At 71.2% G+C, this 20212-nt stretch carries 18 protein-coding genes and 1 pseudogene; 11 read left to right on the top strand and 8 right to left on the bottom strand.

Annotation, left to right across the window (positions count from 1 at the left end):
• The first annotated feature begins 37 nt into the window (after nt 1-37).
• The 6 genes from ACIQWA_RS22465 to ACIQWA_RS22440 are packed head-to-tail and all read left to right on the top strand — an operon-like array spanning nt 38 to nt 5880.
• Nucleotides 38-1033: a LuxR family transcriptional regulator gene (locus ACIQWA_RS22465; protein WP_402485017.1), complete on the top strand. Its 996-nt coding sequence runs from the start codon at nt 38-40 to the stop codon at nt 1031-1033.
• Complete coding sequence (locus tag ACIQWA_RS22460) at nt 1023-2027, top strand: LuxR C-terminal-related transcriptional regulator (protein WP_402485014.1); 1005 nt, start codon at nt 1023-1025, stop codon at nt 2025-2027. Before ACIQWA_RS22465 ends, ACIQWA_RS22460 begins: the two co-directional genes overlap by 11 nt.
• The gene (locus ACIQWA_RS22455; protein ID WP_402485011.1) at nt 2020-2997 is read left to right on the top strand and encodes a LuxR family transcriptional regulator; all 978 of its coding nucleotides are present in this window, start codon (nt 2020-2022) and stop codon (nt 2995-2997) included. The genes ACIQWA_RS22460 and ACIQWA_RS22455 overlap by 8 nt, the downstream gene beginning before the upstream one ends.
• Nucleotides 2990-3952 carry a LuxR family transcriptional regulator gene (locus ACIQWA_RS22450; RefSeq protein WP_402485009.1) on the top strand — a complete coding sequence of 321 codons (963 nt, stop codon included), beginning with the start codon at nt 2990-2992 and terminating at the stop codon, nt 3950-3952. The genes ACIQWA_RS22455 and ACIQWA_RS22450 overlap by 8 nt, the downstream gene beginning before the upstream one ends.
• Nucleotides 3945-4913 (top strand): LuxR C-terminal-related transcriptional regulator, encoded by a 969-nt coding sequence (locus tag ACIQWA_RS22445; RefSeq protein WP_402485006.1) that lies wholly within the window; start codon nt 3945-3947, stop codon nt 4911-4913. Before ACIQWA_RS22450 ends, ACIQWA_RS22445 begins: the two co-directional genes overlap by 8 nt.
• Nucleotides 4906-5880, top strand: a complete 975-nt coding sequence (locus tag ACIQWA_RS22440; protein WP_402485003.1) for a LuxR family transcriptional regulator — start codon at nt 4906-4908, stop codon at nt 5878-5880. The genes ACIQWA_RS22445 and ACIQWA_RS22440 overlap by 8 nt, the downstream gene beginning before the upstream one ends.
• Before the next feature lie 7 nt (nt 5881-5887).
• Here ACIQWA_RS22440 and ACIQWA_RS22435 read toward each other — a convergent pair whose 3' ends face one another.
• Nucleotides 5888-6505 (bottom strand): hypothetical protein, encoded by a 618-nt coding sequence (locus ACIQWA_RS22435; protein ID WP_402485000.1) that lies wholly within the window; start codon nt 6503-6505, stop codon nt 5888-5890.
• A 334-nt stretch (nt 6506-6839) separates the two neighbouring features.
• Between ACIQWA_RS22435 and ACIQWA_RS22430 the strand changes: the two genes are divergently transcribed.
• Entirely contained in the window at nt 6840-6998 is a 159-nt protein-coding gene (locus tag ACIQWA_RS22430; protein WP_402484998.1) for a hypothetical protein, read from the top strand.
• Between the two features lie 77 nt (nt 6999-7075).
• Here ACIQWA_RS22430 and ACIQWA_RS22425 read toward each other — a convergent pair whose 3' ends face one another.
• From ACIQWA_RS22425 to dnaK, 5 genes are all read right to left on the bottom strand, one after another.
• Entirely contained in the window at nt 7076-8065 is a 990-nt protein-coding gene (locus tag ACIQWA_RS22425) for a hypothetical protein (protein ID WP_402484995.1), read from the bottom strand.
• Nucleotides 8066-8254: 189 nt separating this feature from the next.
• On the bottom strand, nt 8255-8794 hold the full coding sequence (locus ACIQWA_RS22420) for a heat shock protein transcriptional repressor HspR (protein WP_402485245.1): 540 nt from the start codon (nt 8792-8794) through the stop codon (nt 8255-8257).
• Nucleotides 8795-8834: 40 nt separating this feature from the next.
• Nucleotides 8835-9989, bottom strand: a complete 1155-nt coding sequence (gene dnaJ, locus ACIQWA_RS22415) for a molecular chaperone DnaJ (RefSeq protein ID WP_360227382.1) — start codon at nt 9987-9989, stop codon at nt 8835-8837.
• A 223-nt stretch (nt 9990-10212) separates the two neighbouring features.
• Entirely contained in the window at nt 10213-10833 is a 621-nt protein-coding gene (gene grpE, locus ACIQWA_RS22410; RefSeq protein WP_360227379.1) for a nucleotide exchange factor GrpE, read from the bottom strand.
• Entirely contained in the window at nt 10830-12677 is a 1848-nt protein-coding gene (gene dnaK, locus ACIQWA_RS22405; RefSeq protein WP_402484993.1) for a molecular chaperone DnaK, read from the bottom strand. The genes grpE and dnaK overlap by 4 nt, the downstream gene beginning before the upstream one ends.
• Nucleotides 12678-13074: 397 nt before the next feature.
• Here dnaK and ACIQWA_RS22400 point away from each other — a divergent pair, with 397 nt between their 5' ends.
• The 4 genes and pseudogenes from ACIQWA_RS22400 to ACIQWA_RS22385 all read left to right on the top strand — a co-directional run bounded on the left by ACIQWA_RS22400 (nt 13075) and on the right by ACIQWA_RS22385 (nt 19025).
• Nucleotides 13075-15297, top strand: coding sequence for a (Fe-S)-binding protein (locus tag ACIQWA_RS22400; protein WP_360227373.1), 2223 nt, complete (start codon nt 13075-13077; stop codon nt 15295-15297).
• A gap of 345 nt (nt 15298-15642) precedes the next feature.
• A pseudogene (locus tag ACIQWA_RS22395) lies at nt 15643-16707 on the top strand (sugar phosphate nucleotidyltransferase); the annotation flags it as partial.
• A gap of 328 nt (nt 16708-17035) precedes the next feature.
• Nucleotides 17036-18001: a Yip1 family protein gene (locus tag ACIQWA_RS22390; protein WP_402484990.1), complete on the top strand. Its 966-nt coding sequence runs from the start codon at nt 17036-17038 to the stop codon at nt 17999-18001.
• Nucleotides 18002-18134: 133 nt separating this feature from the next.
• The gene (locus ACIQWA_RS22385) at nt 18135-19025 is read left to right on the top strand and encodes a metal-dependent hydrolase (protein WP_360227367.1); all 891 of its coding nucleotides are present in this window, start codon (nt 18135-18137) and stop codon (nt 19023-19025) included.
• A gap of 119 nt (nt 19026-19144) precedes the next feature.
• Here ACIQWA_RS22385 and dcd read toward each other — a convergent pair whose 3' ends face one another.
• Nucleotides 19145-19720 carry a dCTP deaminase gene (gene dcd / locus ACIQWA_RS22380; RefSeq protein WP_360227364.1) on the bottom strand — a complete coding sequence of 192 codons (576 nt, stop codon included), beginning with the start codon at nt 19718-19720 and terminating at the stop codon, nt 19145-19147.
• 70 nt (nt 19721-19790) lie between these two features.
• Complete coding sequence (locus tag ACIQWA_RS22375; protein WP_360227361.1) at nt 19791-20012, bottom strand: hypothetical protein; 222 nt, start codon at nt 20010-20012, stop codon at nt 19791-19793.
• Nucleotides 20013-20212: the final 200 nt, after the last annotated feature.

Here is a 20212-nt window from a genome sequence, read left to right as displayed (position 1 = left end):
AGGCAAGGGGAGAGGCGTCCGGCAGGGAGAGTACGACGTGACGGCGGAACCGGCGGTCGCGCCGCACCATGCGGCACCCGAGGGCGAGGAACCCGACGAGGCCGCCCGACAGCTCTACCTCGCCGTCATCGCCGAAGGCGGCCGCATCCCGTTCGCCGACGTCTCCGACGCCGACCGGGCCGCGCTGCGGCAGCTCCTCGACATCGGCCTGGTCATGGTCAACCGGATGGACCACTGCTACACCGCCGTCAGCCCGCGCTCCGTCAGCGACCGGCTCGGCGCCGAACTCCGCAGCGAGGCAACCCGGTTGCTGGTCCGCGCCGAGAACCTCCCCGGCGCCCTCGACGGCCTCACCCGCGCCTACGACGCGATGCCCCGCCCGTCCGGCACCTCCGGCGGCGCGGTCTACGTCGAGGGCCACGTCCACATCCGCCAGCGGATCTCCCAACTGGTCTCCGACTGCCGCTCCGAGGTCCTCACCGCCCAACCCGGCCACCGCCCCGCCGACACCCTCCAGGTCGCCCTCGCCCAGGACGTCCAACTCCTCCAGCGCGGCTGCTCCCTGCGCACCGTCTACCAGCCCGTCGCCCTCGTCGAACCGGCCGCCCTCGCCTACGCCGAGCAGGTCACCCGGTACGGCTCGCAGATCCGGGTCCTCGACGAGCCCTTCCAGCGCCTGATCGTGTTCGACCGCAGCGTCGCCGTCATCTCCGCCAACGACGACAACAGCACCGCCGCGTTCATCAGCGACCCGGCCACCCTCGCCTTCCTGATCGGCGGCTTCGAACGCGACTGGGCCCGCGCCGACACCGCCGAGGCCGCCGCCGCTCTCGGCCAGGGCCCCGCCCGCACCATCCCCGACCGGGTCGGCCGACTGCTCGCCCGCGGCCTCACCCAGCGCGCCGTCGCCACCCGGCTGGGCCTCAGCGAACGCACCGTCGCCGGCCACATCTCCCGGCTGCGCGACCGGTACGGCGCCCAGACCCTCTTCCAGCTCGGCTGGCTGATGAGAGGCGCCCGCGATGACCGATGAGCCCGGCCCGGCCGAACGCGCCCTCTACCTCGCCGTCGTGCGCGCCGGCGGCCGGCTGCGCCCGGAGGACCTCGCCCCTGCCGACCGCGCCACCGTCGCGGCCCTCGTCGCCCGCGGGCTCCTCACCCCGACCGCCACCGGCTACACCGCCGCCAACCCGCGCGCCCTCGGCGACCGGCTCGGCACCGAACTCCGCCTCCGGGCCGTCCGGCTGCTGGTGCACGCCGAGCGGCTGCCGGGGACCCTCCAGCCGCTCTCCCGTGCCTACGAGGCGCTCCACCGGCCGTCCGGGGGCGTCGACGGTGCTCGGCTGGACTGCGCTCGGCTCGATGGCGCTCGGCCCGACGGCGCTCGGCCCGACGGGGTCGGGGTCGATGTTGGTGCCGGGGGTGGTGCCGGCGCCGTCCGCCAGTGCATCTCCGAACTCCTCGCCGAGTGCAAGGAGGAGTTCCTCGCCGCCCGCCCCGGCCACCACTCCGCCGAGGTCCTCCAGACCAGCCTCGCCCAGGACCTCGCCCTGCTCCGCCGCGGCTGCTCGATGCGCACCCTCCACCAGCCCGGCGCCCTCGCCGACCCCGCCACCCTGCGCCAGGTCGCCCTCCGCAGCGGCGAGGGCGCCGAGGCCCGGGCGCTCGCCGAACCGTACGAGCGGATGCTGGTCTTCGACCGCTCGGTGGCCGTCATCCCCGCCGTCGAGGACCGCAGCCGCGCCACCGTCGTCACCGACCGCACCACCGTCGCCTACCTGGTCGCCCAGTTCGAACGGGACTGGGCCCGCGCCACCCCCGCCGACCGCAACCTCGGCGCCCCCCACCCCACCACCGTCCGCATCGGCCGGCTGCTCGCCCGCGGCCTCACCCAGCGCGCCGTCGCCACCCGGCTCGGCCTCAGCGAACGCACCGTCGCCGCCCACATCTCCCGCCTCCGCGAGCGCTACGGCGCCCAGACCCTCTTCCACCTCGGCTGGCACCTCCGCGGGGAACGCCATGGCTGACCCCACCGCCCTCCTCGCCGCCGCCCTCCCGGACGCCGCCGCCCGCGCCCTCTACCTCGCCGTCCTGCGCGAGGGCGGCCGCATCCGCGCCACCGAGGTCGGCCCGGGCGACCGGGAGGCACTCGGGCGCCTGGTGGAACTCGGGCTGCTGGTACCGCAGTTGCTGGACGAGTCCTACAGCGCCGTTGACCCGCGCACGGCCATCGAGCGAATCGGTGGCGAGATCCGCCGGCAGAGCATTCGCCTGCTCGCGGAAGCGGAGCAACTCCCCGAGCTGATGGACGAGCTCACCCAGGCCTACGACACCAGCCCGAAGCGGCGGAGCGCCTCGACCGGGGCGCGCTACGTGACCGGGAAGGAGGAGATCCGGCACGAGATCGACCGGCTGACCGAGGCGATGCCCGGAGACGGCATGTCTGCTCAACCCGGCGGCCCCCGCCCGGCCAACGAGCTACCGGACTCACTACGGCGCGCCCGCCGCTTCCACGAACGCGGCGGCACGGTGCGCTCCCTCTACGAGGTCTCGGCCAAGTACGACCCGCCGACCGTACGCTTCGCCGCCCAGGCCTCCCGGCTCGGCGCCACCACCCGCGTCCTCGCCGTACCGTTCAGGCGCTTCCTGATCTTCGCCCGCACCGTCGCCATCATTCCCGCCGCCGCCGACTACAGCACCGCCGCCGTGGTCGACGACCCGGCGACGGTCGCCTTCGCGGTCGACACCTTCGAGACGCTCTGGCAGCAGGCCGAAGGCGTCAACTGGGCTGCGCTGGAAGACGGTTCCCTCGGCTCCGCCGTCCACGAGCAGGTCGGCGCCCTGCTCGCCCAGGGCCTCACCCAGCGGTCGGTCGCCACCCGCCTGGGCCTGAGCGAGCGCACGGTGGCCGGCCACATCGCCCGCCTCCGCGAGCAGTACGACGCCGAGACGCTGTTCCAACTCGGCTGGCAGATGAGGGGAGCCCGCGATGCCTGAGCCGGTACTCGACCTGCCCGATGCCGCCCGTGAGCTCTACCGCGCGATCCTGGAGGACGGCGGGCGGCTCCGGATCGCCGACATCCCGGGGGAGGCCGCCGATACCGTTCAGACCCTGTTGGAAACGGGGCTGTTGAAGCTGTACGCCTCGGACGGCGTGCTCAGCGCGGTCAATCCGCGTACGGTCACCACCCGGATTGCGGCCGAGCTGCGTGCGGCCGGTACCCGCTTGCTGGTTCAGGCGGAGGAAGTGCCCGACCTCCTCGGCGACCTGGCCGCCGCCTACGACAGTGCTCCGCGACGCCACGACGGCGCCGGGGCCACCCAGATCGTCCACGGACACGCGAACATCCGGCACCGGGTCTCCCAACTCGTCGAGGAACTGGGCAACGAGGCCCTGTCCCTGCGCCCGGGCGGTGCCAGGCCGGCCGAGGCCGCGGACGACATCGTGGCGCACGCCCGCCGCTACGCCGAGGCGGGCGGCACACTGCGCACGATCTACGAGGTCGCGGCCCGGCTCGACGGCCCGACGGTTCGGATCGCCGCGCGACTGACGGAGGCCGGCTGCCACATCCGGGTCCTGCCCGTCCCGTTCCGACAGCTGATGATCCTCGACCGGACCGTCGCGGTGATCCCGGCCGCCCCGGACGACAGCAGCGCGGCCTTCATCGAGGACCCGGCCGTGGTCGACTTCCTGGTCCAGGACTTCGAGACGCACTGGCAACAGGCCGAAGGCGTCAACTGGGCCGCCCTCGCTGACGGTTCCACCGAGGCCGCCGCCCACGAACAGGTCGGCCGCCTGCTCGCCCGCGGCCTCACCCAGCGCGCCATCGCCACCCGCCTGGGCCTGAGCGAGCGCACGGTCGCCGGCCACATCGCCCGGCTGCGGGAGTCGTACGACGCGGAGACGCTGTTCCAGCTCGGCTGGCAGATGCGGGGAGCCCGCGATGCCTGAGCCGGCACTCGACCTGCCCGACGCCGCAGCCCGTGAGCTGTACCGGGCGATCCTGGCCGAGGGCGGCCGGATCCGCGTCGGCGAGATCCGCCCTGAGGACGAGTCCGCCGTCCGACAACTCGCCGACCTCGGTCTGCTCTTCCTGCACATCGCGGACGGCGTCTACACCGCGGTGAACCCCCGGGCCGTCGGCGAGCGGATCGGCACCGAGCTCAGGGAGCAAGGGGCCCGCCTGATCACCCGGGCGGCGCGCATCCCCGAGCTGCTGGACGACCTCACCCAGGCCTATGACCTCGCGCCCCGCCGGAATCCCGAACCCTCGCCCGCGGTCCAGTACGTCGTCGGCCTGGAGCAGATCCGTCACCAGGTCGCCCAGATCCACGCCGACCACCCGAGCGAGACCCTGTCCCGGCAGCCAGGAGGTGCTCGGCCCGCCGCGCACCTGGCGGAGGCCCTCGAATCCGACCGTCGCCACATTGAGAAGGGCGGCACCATGAGGACCATCTACGAGGCGTCCGCCCTCGCCGATCCGCCGACCGTCTCTTTCGCGGCACAGGCGACCGAACTCGGCGTCGCCATCCGGATCCTGCCGATCCCGTTCACCCGGCTCTTCATCTTCGGCCGGTCCGTCGCCGTGATCCCCGTCGGCCAGGACTACACCTGCGCCGCCTTCGTCGAGGACCGGGCCGTGGTCGACTTCCTGGTCCGGGAGTTCGAACTGCACTGGCAGCAGGCGGAAGGGGTGAACTGGTCGGCCCTCGCTGGCGGAACCGCCGAGGCCCCGTTCCACGACCAGATCGGCCACATGCTCACCCAAGGCCTCACCCAGCGCGCCATCGCCACCCGCCTGGGCCTGAGCGAGCGCACCGTCGCCGGCCACATCGCGCGCCTACGGGAGTCGTACGACGCGGAGACGCTGTTCCAGCTCGGCTGGCAGATGAGGGGAGCCCGCGATGCCTGAGCCGGTACTCGACCTGCCCGATGCCGCAGCCCGTGAGCTCTACCGGGCGATCCTGGCCGAGGGCGGCCGGATCCGCATCGACGAGATCGGTCCTGAGGACGCAGCCGCCGTCCAACAGCTCGCTGACCTCGGCCTGCTCGTCCTCCGCATCGCCGACGGCACCTACAGCGCGGTGAACCCCCGGGCCGTAGGCGAGCGGATTGGCGCGGACCTGCGGGAGGAGAGCGCCCGCCTGCTTGCCCGTGCCGCTGCCGTCCCGGACCTGTTGGACGACCTGACCCAGGCCTACGACACCGCGCCCCGTCGCGCCGATCCCGTCGGCGGGGTCCGGCGGGTGGTCGGCATGCCGGAGATCCGGCACCTGATCTCGCAGCTGGTCAAGGACTACCCGCATGAGGCCCTCGCGGCCCAGCCCGGCGGGCCCCGTCCCCACGACCACATGCAGGACTCGCTCGACCACAGCCGCCGCTACGTCGAAGCGGGCGGGGCGATGTTCACCGTCTTCGAACCGTCGGCCTGCTCCGATCCACGGACGGTCGAGTACGCGCTGCACTCCACTCAGGCCGGCGCCCCGATCCGGCTGCTGGAGGGGCCCTTCACCAAGACGCTGATCTTCGACCGCACCGTGGCCGTGATCCCGGCCACCCTCGACCACACGGTTGCCGCCGTGGTCGAGGACGCCGCGATGGTTGCCTACCTGGTGGGGGTCTTCGAGCAGCAGTGGCAGCACGCCCAGGCCGTGGACTGGGAGTCACTCGCAGCCGGTTCCGCCCCGATCGCCCACGAGCAGGTGGGTCGCCTGCTCGCCAGGGGTCTCACGCAGCGGGCGATCGCTACCCGTATGGGCCTGAGCGAACGGACCGTGGCCGGTCACATCGCCCGGCTGCGTGAGGTGTACGACGCGGAGACCCTGTTCCAGCTCGGCTGGCAGATGCGGGGAGCCCGGACGGGGGAGTCCGGTGGGTGAGTCCTGCTCAGCCGGTGGCGGCGCCGGTCGGCCAGTAGCCGGGGGTGGCGGTCTGCTGCCGGGGGACGTTGAAGCGGTCGCCGGGGGCGGTCCAGAAGCCCTCGCGGAGGGAGAGCGCCATGCCGGCCCAGTCGAGGGCGGTCTCCACGGTGTGGTGGAGGGCCTCCTGGGACCAGGTGTCGTCGAAGACCAGCGGCAGGACGGGGGCGACCTGCTCGATGGTGGCGATCAGCGGGTTGTGGGTGATGGCCTCGTCGACGAGCAGGACGATCGGCTTCCGCAGCGCCGACGCCCAACCGAGTTCGAGGCTGACGCCGGCCGAGAGCGGGGCGCCGACATAGGCGAACACCAGGTCAGCGGACTGGAGCGCGCGGAAGTCGGAGGGGACCCGGGGCTCGGGCGCCCGACCGGCGACGGTCCAGGCGTCGCTGTGGTGCGCGCTGTACACGGCGGCACCGCTGCGGAGGAGGGTGGTGCGGAGCGTCGTCAGCCGCGTCCGGCTGGCGAGCGTCACCACGCTGTCCGCGGGGCCGGTCAGCCGCATCAGCGGCGCGGCCAGGAACACACGTGCACGCCGACCCTCAGGGGCCTGGCTGTCGTTGTGACGCAGGTAGGGCTCGGTCATGTCGACTCCGGGGGAAGGCCGACCGGGGGAGAGAATGTCGGCTATGCGTTGAATGTGGGCTGCTCTGTGGAGTGGTGCTACTGGTGAACGGCTTGGCGTTTGACGGTACATTGGCAAGATGTGGCGTCCTGCTGGACCATCGGGAGCGAACTGATCGTCCAACGCGCCGTGGTGTGGCGTCCAGGGTTGGTCGGTGTCATCTGGATGCCTGGCAGGGAGATGACGCACACCTTGCGGGGCAGCTGCTGGTGACAGCCTCCCCTTCGCGCGGCACAATGTGAGCCGTTATCCTGCATGGCGGTTCTAGTGGCGATTGTCGAGAGAGAGTAGGGGCGTGACTGACATGCGCCGATTTGTCCGCAAGGTTGTGCTTTCGGCGGCCGTTGCTGCTGCTGCGCTGGGCGTTGTTTCTCTCGCGAATGCTGCCGACTCGCACGACACGACTGCCATCAAGGCTGCCGTGAGTGTCGCGGACGACATCTCCTGGCAGTGATCGTAGCCACGTGGCTTCCTGGGTACATGCCAAAATTCCCGAAATATTCGCCGACATTCCAGAAGTGGGCGAATGGGTCAGTCGGTAGGATTCTGGGCTTGCCGACCGAGAACGTATCCGAGCTGGAATAGCGAGTCGACCTTGTAGTCGTCTCGCATTTCAGCTATATGTCTTGCGAGTGTCCGCTCGCTGATTCCCAGGCGTCGCGCAATGACTCGGTGGTTGGTGCCTTCGAGCATCAGATCGATGATTGTTTGCCGGAGGCGGGATACCACCTGCTGCGGCACTGTGCGGCCACCCTCGAACTCCAGGGCGCGGCTCCAGCATCGTTCGAACACCTCTTCGGCGAGGTAGTCGACTACTGCGGGGTCGTGGATGAAGGCCGCAAGGCTCATGTCCTCGGCGATCGGGATGACGGCGACCCGTCGATCCATCAGTATGAGGCGCGTGTACGGCTCGTCAAGGGTTCGGTACTGGCCGCCGGCCCGAGCGAGCGTCGCTACGTAGTCCCTGGTCGGCTGGTGGTAGCGGGTGCTGGCGTGGTAGATCGTCCGTACCTCCGTGCCACTGCGGAGCGTCTCCAGATCTTGCTCGATCATTCCAGCGAGAAGATCGGGCTGTCGGGGGCCGCCAGGTTGGAGTGATAGGGCCTCCCCCAGTCCGGACTCCCGGTACTGCTCCAGCCGCTGACGGATAAGAACCTTCCCCTGCACATATTCGATAGATCCTCCGAACTGCTTTGGGGTGTGGAATTCCCGTGCCAAATCCTGCAGTTCGGAGGGGAGGGACACGGCGCGCGATAGGAGTTCCAGCGCCTGACGCTGCCAGGAATGGCTGAGACTCGTCGAGAGCTGCGCCGGGTCGGCGGCTACGAGAGTAGTGGGGTCATCGCTGTCGGGCACGAGAAGGCCAATCCTCACCAGCTCCTCTCGGGATGAATGAGTTTGATCGGCACTGGGGCCCAGCGGCAGCTTGCCGTCTCCTCGGATGACGGCGAGGTAGAGCTCTTTTGCTTCTGCAGAGAGGGTGGACAAGCCGGCGGAAAGGGGCTGCTCTCGTTCACTCATCCGCGACTCCTTGCCGTTACCGTGATGCCTGTGTGCTGTCAGCGCTGATGCTGAATCGCGGTTCAGCATGCCAGATCCTCTGAGTCCTCTGGAGAGGGAATGTGATCGCACTCTCTCACCAACACCCAGCCGCCGGCACCCCCCGAACAGGAGGGAGCCGGCGGCTGGTGGTGCGGTGCGGGCCCCGGGTCAGCGCTTGGGGCGCCAGACGACGAGGGCGCTGGACTGGGGGGTGGGGGGCTGGTACGGGACGAGGTCGCGGCGGTAGGAGGCGTGGACGGCGGCCTCGCGCTGCTGGAGGGCGGTGGCGGCGCCCTCGAGGGAGTCGACCAGTTCGGTGATGCGCGACTGGAGGGCGCTGACCTGGTTCTCCAGCTCGATGATCCGCTTGATGCCGGCCAGGTTGATGCCCTCGTCCTGGGAGAGCCGCTGGACCTCGCGCAGCTGCTGGATGTCGCGGGCCGAGTAGCGGCGGCCGCGGCCGGCGGTGCGGTCGGGGCAGACCAGGCCCAGGCGGTCGTACTGCCGCAGGGTCTGCGGGTGGAGGCCGGAGAGTTCGGCGGCGACCGAGATGACGTACACCGGGGTGTCCTCGGTGAGGACGTACTGCGGCGCGGCCGCGGCGCGGCGGGGGCGGCCGCCGGCGGGGCTGCCGGGGAGGCCCTCACCGAGGCCCGGGCCGATCGGGCCGCCCGCGCCGATCGGGCCGTTGGCGTTCGCCGGGTCCATCGGGTTCGTCGGGTTCATCGGGTTCGGGGACATCTGGTCGTCACGCTCCCTTCGCCGCCCGGAACAGAGCGGCTCGTGGGTCGTCGGAGGCGGTGGCCTCGCGGTACTGCTCCAGGGCGTCCAGCGCGTCGCCGTCGACGTGCTGGGGAACGACGACCTCGACGGTGACGAGGAGGTCGCCGCGGGTGCCGTCCTTGCGGGTGGCACCCTTGCCGCGGGCGCGCATGGTGAGGCCGTTGGCGCTGCCCGGGGGGAGCTTGAGCTTCACGGCGGGGCCGTTCAGCGTGGGCACCTCGATGGTGGCGCCGAGGGCGGCCTCGGGGAAGGTGACCGGGACGGTGACGGTGAGGTTGTCGCCCTTGCGCCCGAACACCGGGTGGGGGTCGACGTGCACGGTGACGTAGAGGTCACCGGGCTGGCCGCCGCGTTCGCCCTGGGCGCCCTTGCCCTTGAGCCGGATCCGCTGGTCGGCCTGGACGCCGGCCGGGATACGGACCTGCATGGTGCGGGCGGAGCTGGCCCGGCCGCTGCCGTGGCAGTCGGGGCACGGGTCGTCGACGATCATGCCCCGGCCGCGGCAGTCCTTGCAGGGCTCGGAGAGCGCGAAGGCACCCTGGCCGCGGCTGACGGTGCCGGCGCCGACGCAGGTCGGGCAGACCCTGGGGGTGGTGCCGCTCTTGGCGCCGGTGCCGTTGCAGAGCCGGCAGGGGGCCTGGCTGGTCATCCGCAGCGGGACGGTCGCGCCGTCGACGGCCTCCTCGAAGGAGAGTGTCACCTCGGTCTCGACGTCGGCGCCGCGCCGGGGCTGGGCCTGTCGGGCGCCGCCGCGGTTGAAGAGTCCGCCGAAGACGTCGCCGAGTCCGCCGCCACCGCCGCCCTGGGTGCCGGTGAAGAGGTCGCCGAAGTCGAAGCCGTAGCTGCCGGCGCCGCCGGGGCCGCCGGTGCGGAAGCCGCCGTTGGCGAAGAGGCTGCGGGCCTCGTCGTACTCCTTGCGGCGCTTCTCGTCGGAGAGGACGTCGTACGCCTCGGAGATGTCCTTGAAGCGCTCCTCGGCCTTGGCGTCGCCCTTGTTCGCGTCCGGGTGGAACTCGCGCGCCAGCTTGCGGTAGGTCTTCTTGATCTCGGTGGCGGTGGCGTCCTTGGGCACGCCGAGGACCTTGTAGTAGTCCTTCTCGACAAAGTCCTTGCCGCTCATGCGCCCACCTCGCTCCGCCCGGAAGCCGCAGAGCGGTTCACGCACCCCTCGATGGTTCGCTCGCTGTGCTCGCTCACCGCTCCCGACACCTCCCGATGTCCATCGTCACTGCGCTGTCAACAGCCGCCGGAAGTAGCGCTGCTGACAGCGCGCTGCGGAGCCGGCCGCCGTACTGGCCGGCGTACGACTCCGCAGCGCACTGGTTGTCAGCTGTCACAGGTTGTCAGCTGTCCGAGCCACCGTCGGACTTGTCCTTCTCGGCGGACTTCGCCTCGGCGTCCGGGCCGGGCGTCGTCTGGGTGCCGGGCTGGGGCTCGGCCACGGCGACCATCGCCGGGCGGATGATCCGCTCGCCGATGCGGTAGCCGGGCTGGAGGATCTGGACACAGGTGTCCTCGGTGACGTCCGAGGAGTAGCTGTGCATCAGCGCCTCGTGCTGCGTCGGGTCGAAGGGCTCGCCCTCCTTGCCGAACTGCTGCAGGCCCAGCTTGGCGACGACCGTCTCCAGGGAGTCGGAGACGGACTTGAAGCCGCCCGTCACCTCGCCGTGCTCGCGGGCGCGGCCGATGTCGTCCAGGACGGGGATCAGGGACTCCAGGATGTTGGAGACCGCGATCTCGCGGACGGTCAGCCGGTCGCGCTCGACCCGCTTGCGGTAGTTCTGGTACTCGGCCTGCAGCCGCTGCAGGTCCGCGGTGCGCTCGGCCAGCTCGCGCTTGGCCGCGGCGAGCTCCTCGGGGGCCTCGCCGGCACCGGCCGAGGCGGCTTCCTCGGCGGCCTTGATCACGGCCTCCTCGGCGGCGGAGTCGTCGCCGGGCTTGCCGCCCTGCGGCTTGTCCGTCATGCCGACGCACCACCCTTGGGCTTCTCGTCGTCGACGATCTCGGCGTCGACGACGTCGTCCTCCTTGGCGTGGGCGGAGTCGCCGGCCGCGGCGGCACCGGCACCGGCGGCGTCGGCGTTGGCGTAGAGCGCCTGGCCGAGCTTCTGGGCGGTGGTGGAGACCTTCTCGGAGGCCTCGCGGATCTTCGCGATGTCCTCGCCCTTGAGGGCTTCCTTGAGCTCGCCGATGGCGGTCTCGACCTCGGTCTTGACGTCGGCCGGCAGCTTGTCGGAGTTGTCGGCGATGAACTTCTCGGTCGAGTAGACGAGCTGCTCGGCGGAGTTGCGGGTCTCGACGGCCTCGCGGCGCTTGTGGTCGTCCTCGGCGTACTGCTCGGCCTCGCGGCGCATGCGGTCGACCTCGTCCTTCGGCAGCGAGGAGCCGCCGGTGACGGTCATCTTCTGCTCCTTGCCGGTGCCGAGGTCCTTCGCGCCGACGTGCATGATGCCGTTGGCGTCGATGTCGAAGGTGACCTCGATCTGCGGCAGGCCGCGCGGCGCCGGCGGCAGGCCGGTCAGCTCGAACATCCCGAGCTTCTTGTTGTACGCGGCGATCTCGCGCTCGCCCTGGTAGACCTGGATCTGCACGGACGGCTGGTTGTCCTCGGCCGTGGTGAAGATCTCGGAGCGCTTGGTCGGGATCGTGGTGTTGCGCTCGATCAGCTTGGTCATGATGCCGCCCTTGGTCTCGATGCCGAGGGACAGCGGGGTGACGTCGAGCAGCAGGACGTCCTTGACCTCGCCCTTGAGGACACCGGCCTGGAGCGCGGCGCCGATGGCGACGACCTCGTCCGGGTTGACGCCCTTGTTGGCGTCCTGGCCGCCGGTCAGCTCCTTGACGAGCTCGGCGACGGCGGGCATGCGGGTCGAGCCACCGACCAGGACGACGTGGTCGATCTCGGAGAGCGAGATGCCGGCGTCCTTGATCACGTTGTGGAACGGGACCTTGCAGCGCTCCAGCAGGTCCGCGGTCAGCTGCTGGAACTGGGCACGGGTGAGCTTCTCGTCCAGGTGCAGCGGGCCCTCGGCGGAGGCCGTGATGTAGGGCAGGTTGATCGAGGTCTCGGAGGACGAGGACAGCTCGATCTTGGCCTTCTCGGCGGCCTCGCGCAGACGCTGCAGGGCCATCTTGTCCTTGGACAGGTCGACGCCGTGGCCGGACTGGAAGACCTTGACCAGGTGGTCGACGACGCGCTGGTCCCAGTCGTCGCCGCCGAGGTGGTTGTCACCGTTGGTGGCCTTCACCTCGACGACCCCGTCGCCGATCTCCAGCAGGGAGACGTCGAAGGTGCCGCCGCCGAGGTCGAAGACCAGGATGGTCTGGTCGTCCTTGTCCAGGCCGTAGGCCAGGGCGGCCGCGGTGGGCTCGTTGACGATGCGCAGGACGTTGAGGCCCGCGATCTCACCGGCCTCCTTGGTGGCCTGGCGCTCCGAGTCGTTGAAGTACGCCGGGACGGTGATGACGGCGTCGGTGACGGTCTCGCCCAGGTAGGCCTCGGCGTCCCGCTTGAGCTTCTGCAGCACGAAGGCCGAGATCTGCTGCGGGTTGAAGTCCTTGCCGTCGATGTTGATCTTCCACCCGGTGCCCATGTGGCGCTTCACCGAGCGGATGGTGCGGTCGACGTTGGTGACCGCCTGGCGCTTGGCCACCTCGCCGACGAGGACCTCGCCGTTCTTGGCGAAGGCGACGACGGACGGCGTGGTCCGAGCGCCCTCGGCGTTCGTGATGACGGTGGGCTCGCCACCCTCCAGAACGCTGACGACCGAGTTCGTCGTACCGAGGTCGATGCCGACCGCGCGTGCCATCGTAGATACCTCCACGGAAGAGTTGAGCTTTACAGGCTCAAGGATGCACGACCCGGCGGGTAGCGTCAACAGCTATGAGTGCTCGGCACTCAACTTTGCTGATATCCCCGCTGACATCGGCGCTGACATCGACCCGGAGGGGCGGGCCGGTTCGGGCGCTCGCGACGGGGCGGCGCGCGTGCGGTCACGTGACTGCCGCCATAGCTTGGGAACCTTCTGGAGGACTGTTGGCGACCTGTAATGTCCGGGCCGTCGGCCCGGCAAGTTACCGACCAGTACAATCACTCGGAAACCCGCGGGCCCGCAGAACGCAGAACGTAGAAACGTAGACCGCAGAAGCGCAGAACCGCAGAACCGCAGACACTGCTCAACCGCAAGCCGCAGGAGACGGAGAGCGATGCAACTAGCAGCGATCGTCATCTCGCTGGTCACGTTCGTGATCGGCACCGCGCTCGCCCTCCGTGCGGCGTGGCACATTTTCAGGGTCGTGCTGACCGGCGCGCCGGACACCACCCGCTTCGGCAGGCCCGCCCAGCGCGTGAAGACCCTCGCGACCGAGTTCTTCGGCCACACCCGGATGAACCGCTGGGGGATCGTCGGCATCGCCCACTGGTTCGTCGCGGTCGGCTTCTTCAGCCTGGTGCTCACCATCGTCAACGCGATGGGCCAGCTGTTCGACGCCGAGTGGGAACTGCCGATCATCGGTCACTGGATGATCTGGCAGCTCTTCGTCGAGCTGGTCGGCACCCTGACCACCCTGGGCATCGCCACCCTGATCGTGATCCGGCTGATGAGCCTGCCGTCCCGGTCCGGCCGCAAGTCCCGGTTCGCCGGCTCGATCGCCTGGCAGGCCTTCTACGTCGAGTACACGATCCTCGGCATCGGCCTGTGCATCCTGATGCTCCGCGCCCTGGAGGGCGCCCTGGCCGGCGTCGACTCGTACGGCCCGGAGCACCTGGTGTCGTACCCGATCACCTCGGCGCTGAGCGGGCTGTCGCACGGCACGCTGGAGAACCTGGTCTACCTGTTCGCGATGCTGAAGATCTGCATCTCGTTCGCGTGGGCGATCACCATCGGCCTCAACCCCTCGATGGGCGTGGCCTGGCACCGCTTCCTCGGCTTCTTCAACATCTACTTCAAGCGCGAGGAGGACGGCAGCACCGCGCTCGGCGGGCTCCGTCCGATGACCAGCAAGGGTCAGCCGATCGACTTCGAGGACCCGGCCGACGACGCCGTCTTCGGCGTCTCCCAGGTCGAGCACTTCTCCTGGAAGGGCATCCTCGACTTCTCCACCTGCACCGAGTGCGGCCGCTGCCAGTCGCAGTGCCCCGCCTGGAACACCGGCAAGCCGCTGTCCCCCAAGCTGCTGATCATGAGCCTGCGCGAGCACGCCTACGGCAAGGCGCCGTACCTGCTGGCCGGCGGCGGCAAGGACATGGAGGGCACCGAGCAGGCCACCGCCGAGCAGCTCAAGGACGTCCCGGCGGCCGCCCTGGCCGAGGCCGAGCGCCCGCTGATCGGCACCGCCGAGGAGAACGGCGTCATCGACCCGGACGTGCTGTGGTCCTGCACCACCTGCGGCGCCTGCGTCGAGCAGTGCCCGGTAGACATCGAGCACGTCGACCACATCGTCGACATGCGCCGCTACCAGGTGATGATCGAGAGCAACTTCCCGACCGAGGCCGGGACGATGCTCAAGAACCTGGAGAACAAGGGCAACCCGTGGGGTATGGCCACCAAGGCCCGCCTCGACTGGGTCAAGGAGCTCAAGAAGGAGACCGGCATCGAGGTGCCGGTGATCGGTGAGGACATCGACCCCGCCGAGGTCGAGTACCTCTACTGGGTCGGTTGCGCCGGCGCCCTGGAGGACCGCGCCAAGAAGACCACCAAGGCCTTCGCCGAGCTGCTGCACACCGCGGGCGTGAAGTTCGCCATCCTCGGCAAGGAGGAGACCTGCACCGGTGACTCCCCGCGCCGCCTGGGCAACGAGTTCCTCTTCCAGATGCTCGGCGCGCAGAACGTGGAGACGCTGAACGCCGCGCTGGAGGACGCCCCGACCAAGCGGATCGTGGCCACCTGCCCGCACTGCTTCAACACCATCGCCAACGAGTACCCGCAGCTCGGCGGGCACTTCGAGGTGATCCACCACACCCAGCTGCTGCAGCACCTGATCGACGAGGGCAAGCTCGTCCCGGTCAACCCGGTCGAGGGCCTGATCACCTACCACGACCCCTGCTACCTGGGCCGCCACAACAAGGTCTACAGCCCGCCGCGCGAGATCATGGACAAGGTCCCCGGTCTGCGCCAGCAGGAGATGCACCGCCACAAGGAGCGCGGCTTCTGCTGCGGCGCCGGCGGCGCGCGGATGTGGATGGAGGAGCGCATCGGCAAGCGGATCAACACCGAGCGTGTGGACGAGGCGCTGTCGCTCAACCCGGACATCGTCTCCACCGCCTGCCCGTTCTGCCTGGTGATGCTCTCCGACTCGGTCAACGGCAAGAAGAACGAGGGCGCGGCCAAGGAGCACCTCAAGGTGGTCGACGTGGCCCAGCTGCTGCTCGACTCGGTGAAGGCGACCCCGCCGGCCGAGGCCGAGGAGCCCGCGACCGTCGACGCGTAACCGCGGTGACCGCAATCACTGCGGTCACTTCGGTCACCGCAATCACCGCGGTCACCGTTCGCTGTTCGACAGTTCTGCAACAACCGCCCGGCCCGGTGGACGCCGCCAACGCGCCCGCCGGGCCGGGCTTTTCGGTGCCCCGGGCGACGGCCGGCGGTACGGCGGGCGGACGGCGAGTGACGTCAATCGCACGGCCGCCGGACGGGCATTCGGTCGGAAGGAAATACAGTAGGCGCCGGACCGGCCGCGCGCCGGTCGACCCGTTCACGACGGGCTCAGACCACTGACGGAGGTATCGGCCCGCCGGGCCGGGCCGCGGAGAGCACAAGGGGAACAGCGCAGACCATGACCGAGGCGATCATGCTCGTCGGTGGTAAGGGCACGCGACTGCGTCCGCTGACCACCCACACCCCCAAGCCGATGCTGCCCGTGGCAGGCGTCCCGTTCATCGCCCACCAGCTGGCCCGTGCGGCCGCCGCCGGCGTCACCCGGGTGGTCCTGGCCACCTCCTACCTGGCCGAGGTGTTCGAGGACCACTTCCAGGACGGCACCCCGTACGGGATCGAGCTGGTCTACCTGACCGAGCGCGAGCCGCTGGGCACCGGCGGGGCCATCCGCAACGCGGCCTCCGGGCTGACCTGCGGCCCGGACGAGCCGGTCCTGGTCTTCAACGGCGACATCCTCTCCGGCCTCGACATCGCCGCCCTGCGCGACGGCCACGTGGCCGCCGGGGCCGACGTCACCCTGCACCTCACCCGGGTGGAGGACCCGAGGGCCTTCGGCCTGGTCCCGACCGACGAGAACGGGCGGGTGCTGGAGTTCCTGGAGAAGCCGGAGACGCCGGAGCAGATCGTCACCGACCAGATCAACGCCGGCTGCTACGTCTTCACCCGGTCCGTGATCGACCGCATCCCGGCCGGCCGCGAGGTCTCCGTCGAGCGCGAGACCTTCCCCGAGCTGCTGGCCACCGGCGCCCTGCTGCGCGGCGTCGTCGACACCTCGTACTGGTTGGACCTCGGCACCCCGGCCGCGTTCGTCCGCGGCTCGGCCGACCTGGTCCTCGGCAAGGTCGACTCCCCGGCCGTCCCCGGCCCCACCGGTGACGCCCTGCTGCTGCCCGGCGCCACCGTCCACCCGGGCGCGGTGCTCAGCGGCGGCACCGTGGTCTCCGCGGACGCGGTGGTCGAGGCCGGTGCGATCGTCGAGGGCAGCGTGATCCTGCCCGGCGCCGTGATCGGCCCGGACACCCTGGTCAAGGACTCGATCGTGGGCGCCTACGCCACCGTCGGCGACCGCTCGGCGCTGGACGGCGCGGTGATCGGCGACGGCGCGATCGTCGAGTCCGACAACGAGCTGCCGAGCGGCATCCGGATCGCCTGCGGCACCCTGCTGCCGGTCGGCGCCGTCCGCACCACGGCCGGCCCGGGCGGCTGCCCGGCCGGCACGGCCGCGGCCGCCTCGGTGCACGGGCCGTCGGTCAGCGCCCCGCGCTAGCGGCTCCGCAGCGGGCCCCGGGCGTCCCGTTCGGACGACTTTCGGACCCGTTCGTCTCAGGCTCGCTGCAAACCGGCCCCGGCTCCGTCCGGGGCCGACGCGCATTGGGCCGGACGGGTACCTTCGGAGCGTGGCTGGTAATCGATACGACAGCGGTCAGGGCGCCGACCGTCCGCACGGCGGATGGTCGGCGCCTCCGCCGCCGCCGGGGGCGCCCGGGGGGTACGGGCGGACGGACGGCCCCGTGGACGGGCCGGAGTACTTCACGGCCGCGCACCCGACGGCAGCACCCGGCGGGCCGGGTGCCCCGGGCACCCCGGGCGGTGGCGCGGGCGGTCCCGGGAGCACGGCCGGCGGCGGGTACGACCCCTACGCGGCCGACCCGTACGCGGCCGACCGGCCGGGCAACACCCGGGCCTTCCCGGCGGCCGGCGACCCGTACCGCGGCGGCGCCCCGTACGGGCAGCAGCCGCCTCCCTACGGCCACGAGAGCCAGGGCCGGCCCGGCTCGTACGGCCAGGGCCCGGACCAGGGCCAGTACGGCTACGACGACAACGGCGGCTACGGGCAGCAGCCGCCGTACGGCCAGGAGCAGCAGCCCCCGTACGGCCAGGACAACGTCACCGTCTACCGCGCCGGCGGCCAGTCCGCCCCGCACGTCAGCGGGCCCCGGCCGCAGTGGCGCGAACTGTTCGTCGGCATCTTCCGCACCCCGACCGCGATCTTCGACCGGACCCGCGACCACCAGGTCTGGCTGCCCGCCCTCAGCGTCTCGCTGCTGTACGGCGTGCTCGCGGTGCTCGGCATCGGGCTGACCCACGACGACATCGTCAACTCCACCTTCTCGGTCGCGCTGACCGGCCTGCTCGCCGCTGCCGTCTGCTTCACCGTGGCCGGCGCCGTCTTCGGCGCGGTCACCTACGCGCTGGCCCGCCAGCTCGGCGGCGACGGCCCGTGGAAGTCGACGGTCGGCCTGGCCGCGCTGATCGGCTGGCTGACCGACGCGCCCCGGCTGCTGCTCGACCTGGTGCTGCCCTCGGGCAGTGCGGTGGTGCAGGTGGTCGGCTGGGCGACCTGGATGCTCTGCGCGTACCTGCTGACCACCATGGTCCGGCGGGTGCACGACCTGCCCTGGGGCAAGGCGGCGGCGGCCGCGGCGGTGCAGCTGCTCGCGCTGCTGGTTCTGATCAAGCTGCCGACGCTCGGGTGACCGGGCGGCAGCGGCCGACGTGATCAAGGTCCCTGCCGCCGGTGCGGGGCCGACAGGCAGAATGGTGGGCGGGTCCGGCCGGAAGGCCCGGGCCCGCCCACCCTCGTTCGTCGACCACCAAGCGGAGCCAGCCATGACCCTCCCCACCACCCACGTCAGCTTCCCGGCCGGGGCGGTGACCGGAGAGTCCCCGGTGCTGGCGGTGCACCCGCTGGCGGACGGCCGGTACGCGGTGGTGACCGCGGCCACCCCGTTCCACCCGCTCGACCACACCTGGCCCGACCAGCCGGCCGACCACGGCACCCTCACCGTCGACGGCACCGAGCTGGCCGTGGTGGACTGCCTCACCGGCGCGGTCGGCCCGGACGGCGGGGCGCCGCTGGTCGGCGCCGAGATCCCGGTCAAGCGCGGGGACGAGGAGTGGTCCTGGCTGGTCCTGCACGTCCTCGCCGCCGACCCCGGCGACCTCGTCGGCCGCACCGCGGTGCTCGCCGTCGACACCGAGCGCCGGGCCGCCCTGAGCGCCTCGCACAGCGGCTGCCACCTGCTCGCCCTCGCCCTCAACGCCGCGCTCGCCCCGCGCTGGCGCAAGGACCCGGGCCGCTCCGACGCCTTCGGCAACCCCGACTTCGACAGCCTCGCCATGGCGAGCTCGGTGATGGACACCCAGGCCAGCACGGACACCTACCGGCTCGGCAAGTCGCTCAAGAAGAAGGGCTTCACGGTCGACGCCACCGAGGAGTTCCCCGCCCTCGCCGACGCCCTGCCCGCCCTCACCGAGGCCGTCAACGCCCGGCTGGCCGCCTGGGTCGCGGCCGACGCCCCGGTCCGGATCGACGTCCCCGGCCCCGAGCTGACCGCCCGCCGCCAGTGGCACTGCGAGCTGCCCGAGGGCGGCGCGCAGATCTTCTGCGGCGGCACCCACCTGCACCACCTCGGCGAGCTCGCCGAGCTGCGCACCGAGCTGCGGCTGTCCGAGGACGGCGCCGAGCTGGTCGCCGTCACCAGCCCCAAGCGGGCCTGACACCGCCGGGCGGCCCCGCCGTCTGTCCGGGACCGCCGTCCGTCCGGAAACGCCGCGGGCGGCCACCCCCTGGTCGAGGGGGTGGCCGCCCGCCGTGCGTGCGCTCTGCCGCGGCGCGGTCAGACCTCGCTGCGGTGGAAGTTCAGGTACGAGCGGGACGGCGTCGGGCCGCGCTGCCCCTGGTAGCGCGAGCCGTAGCGCGCGGAGCCGTACGGGTGCTCGGACGGCGAGGAGAGCCGGAACAGGCACAGCTGCCCGATCTTCATCCCCGGGTAGAGCTTGATCGGCAGCGTCGCGACGTTCGACAGCTCCAGCGTCACGTGACCGCTGAAACCGGGGTCGATGAAGCCCGCCGTGGAGTGGGTGAGCAGGCCCAGCCGGCCCAGGCTCGACTTGCCCTCCAGCCGGGAGGCCACGTCCTCGGGCAGCGTGATGACCTCGTACGTCGAGGCCAGCACGAACTCGCCCGGGTGCAGGATGAACGCCTCGTCGCCGTCCGGTTCGACCAGCCGGGTCAGGTCCGGCTGCTCCTCGGAGGGGTCGATGTGCGGGTACTTGTGGTTCTCGAACACGCGGAAGAAGCGGTCGAGGCGCACGTCGATGCTCGACGGCTGGATCATCGCCGGGTCGAACGGGTCGATGACGACCCGGCCCAGGTCGATTTCGGTCCGGATGTCCTTGTCAGAGAGCAGCACGCTTCGAGGTTACGTGCACGACGGGGCCCCGGACGAATCCGTCCGGGGCCCCGTGTCCTCCCGTCGGCCGTCAGGCCAGGAACTCAGCGGCCTCCAACCGCATCGCCCGAGCCAGTTGGGCCGTCGACAGCTCCCGCACGTCGGCCAGCACCGAGCTCCGGAGCCGTCCGCACTGCGGACAGCGGATCAACCGCCCGGGCCCGAGCCGCCCGGGACCGAGGTTCTGCATCGGGAACGTGGTGGTGCTGAACAGGTGCCCCTCGGCACAACGAACGACGGCGCGCTGCTCCATCGATCCCCTTCCCATCCCTAACCCAGTACTCACCCGTACTCATCGCGCCCCGGCGGCCTGGCCCCGGGACAGCGTCACATTAGGGGATGTTCCGGACATTCCACACCGTGGCTCGCCGCCCCGACCCCACACCCACCGGGGCACTGGCACGCGGCCCAAACAGTACGCCCCCGGCCCGCCCCCGCCGGGCTCCGCCACGG

Origin of the sequence: Kitasatospora sp. NPDC098652, assembly GCF_044760155.1 — a bacterium.
Taxonomy (GTDB): Bacteria; Actinomycetota; Actinomycetes; order Streptomycetales; family Streptomycetaceae; genus Kitasatospora.
The sequence above is the reverse complement of the archived record's forward strand: the minus strand, read 5'-3'. Positions and strand labels throughout refer to the sequence as shown.

Coding starts and splice junctions, on each gene's coding strand:
- grpE (WP_360227379.1), bottom strand. CDS start 10,833: ATGACGGACAAGCCGCAGGGCGGCAAGCCCGGCGACGACTCCGCCGCC.
- ACIQWA_RS22445 (WP_402485006.1), top strand. CDS start 3,945: ATGCCTGAGCCGGCACTCGACCTGCCCGACGCCGCAGCCCGTGAGCTG.
- ACIQWA_RS22460 (WP_402485014.1), top strand. CDS start 1,023: ATGACCGATGAGCCCGGCCCGGCCGAACGCGCCCTCTACCTCGCCGTC.
- ACIQWA_RS22425 (WP_402484995.1), bottom strand. CDS start 8,065: ATGAGTGAACGAGAGCAGCCCCTTTCCGCCGGCTTGTCCACCCTCTCT.
- ACIQWA_RS22435 (WP_402485000.1), bottom strand. CDS start 6,505: ATGACCGAGCCCTACCTGCGTCACAACGACAGCCAGGCCCCTGAGGGT.
- dnaK (WP_402484993.1), bottom strand. CDS start 12,677: ATGGCACGCGCGGTCGGCATCGACCTCGGTACGACGAACTCGGTCGTC.
- ACIQWA_RS22385 (WP_360227367.1), top strand. CDS start 18,135: ATGACCCTCCCCACCACCCACGTCAGCTTCCCGGCCGGGGCGGTGACC.
- ACIQWA_RS22400 (WP_360227373.1), top strand. CDS start 13,075: ATGCAACTAGCAGCGATCGTCATCTCGCTGGTCACGTTCGTGATCGGC.
- dnaJ (WP_360227382.1), bottom strand. CDS start 9,989: ATGAGCGGCAAGGACTTTGTCGAGAAGGACTACTACAAGGTCCTCGGC.
- ACIQWA_RS22440 (WP_402485003.1), top strand. CDS start 4,906: ATGCCTGAGCCGGTACTCGACCTGCCCGATGCCGCAGCCCGTGAGCTC.
- ACIQWA_RS22450 (WP_402485009.1), top strand. CDS start 2,990: ATGCCTGAGCCGGTACTCGACCTGCCCGATGCCGCCCGTGAGCTCTAC.
- ACIQWA_RS22375 (WP_360227361.1), bottom strand. CDS start 20,012: ATGGAGCAGCGCGCCGTCGTTCGTTGTGCCGAGGGGCACCTGTTCAGC.
- ACIQWA_RS22455 (WP_402485011.1), top strand. CDS start 2,020: ATGGCTGACCCCACCGCCCTCCTCGCCGCCGCCCTCCCGGACGCCGCC.
- ACIQWA_RS22420 (WP_402485245.1), bottom strand. CDS start 8,794: ATGGACCCGGCGAACGCCAACGGCCCGATCGGCGCGGGCGGCCCGATC.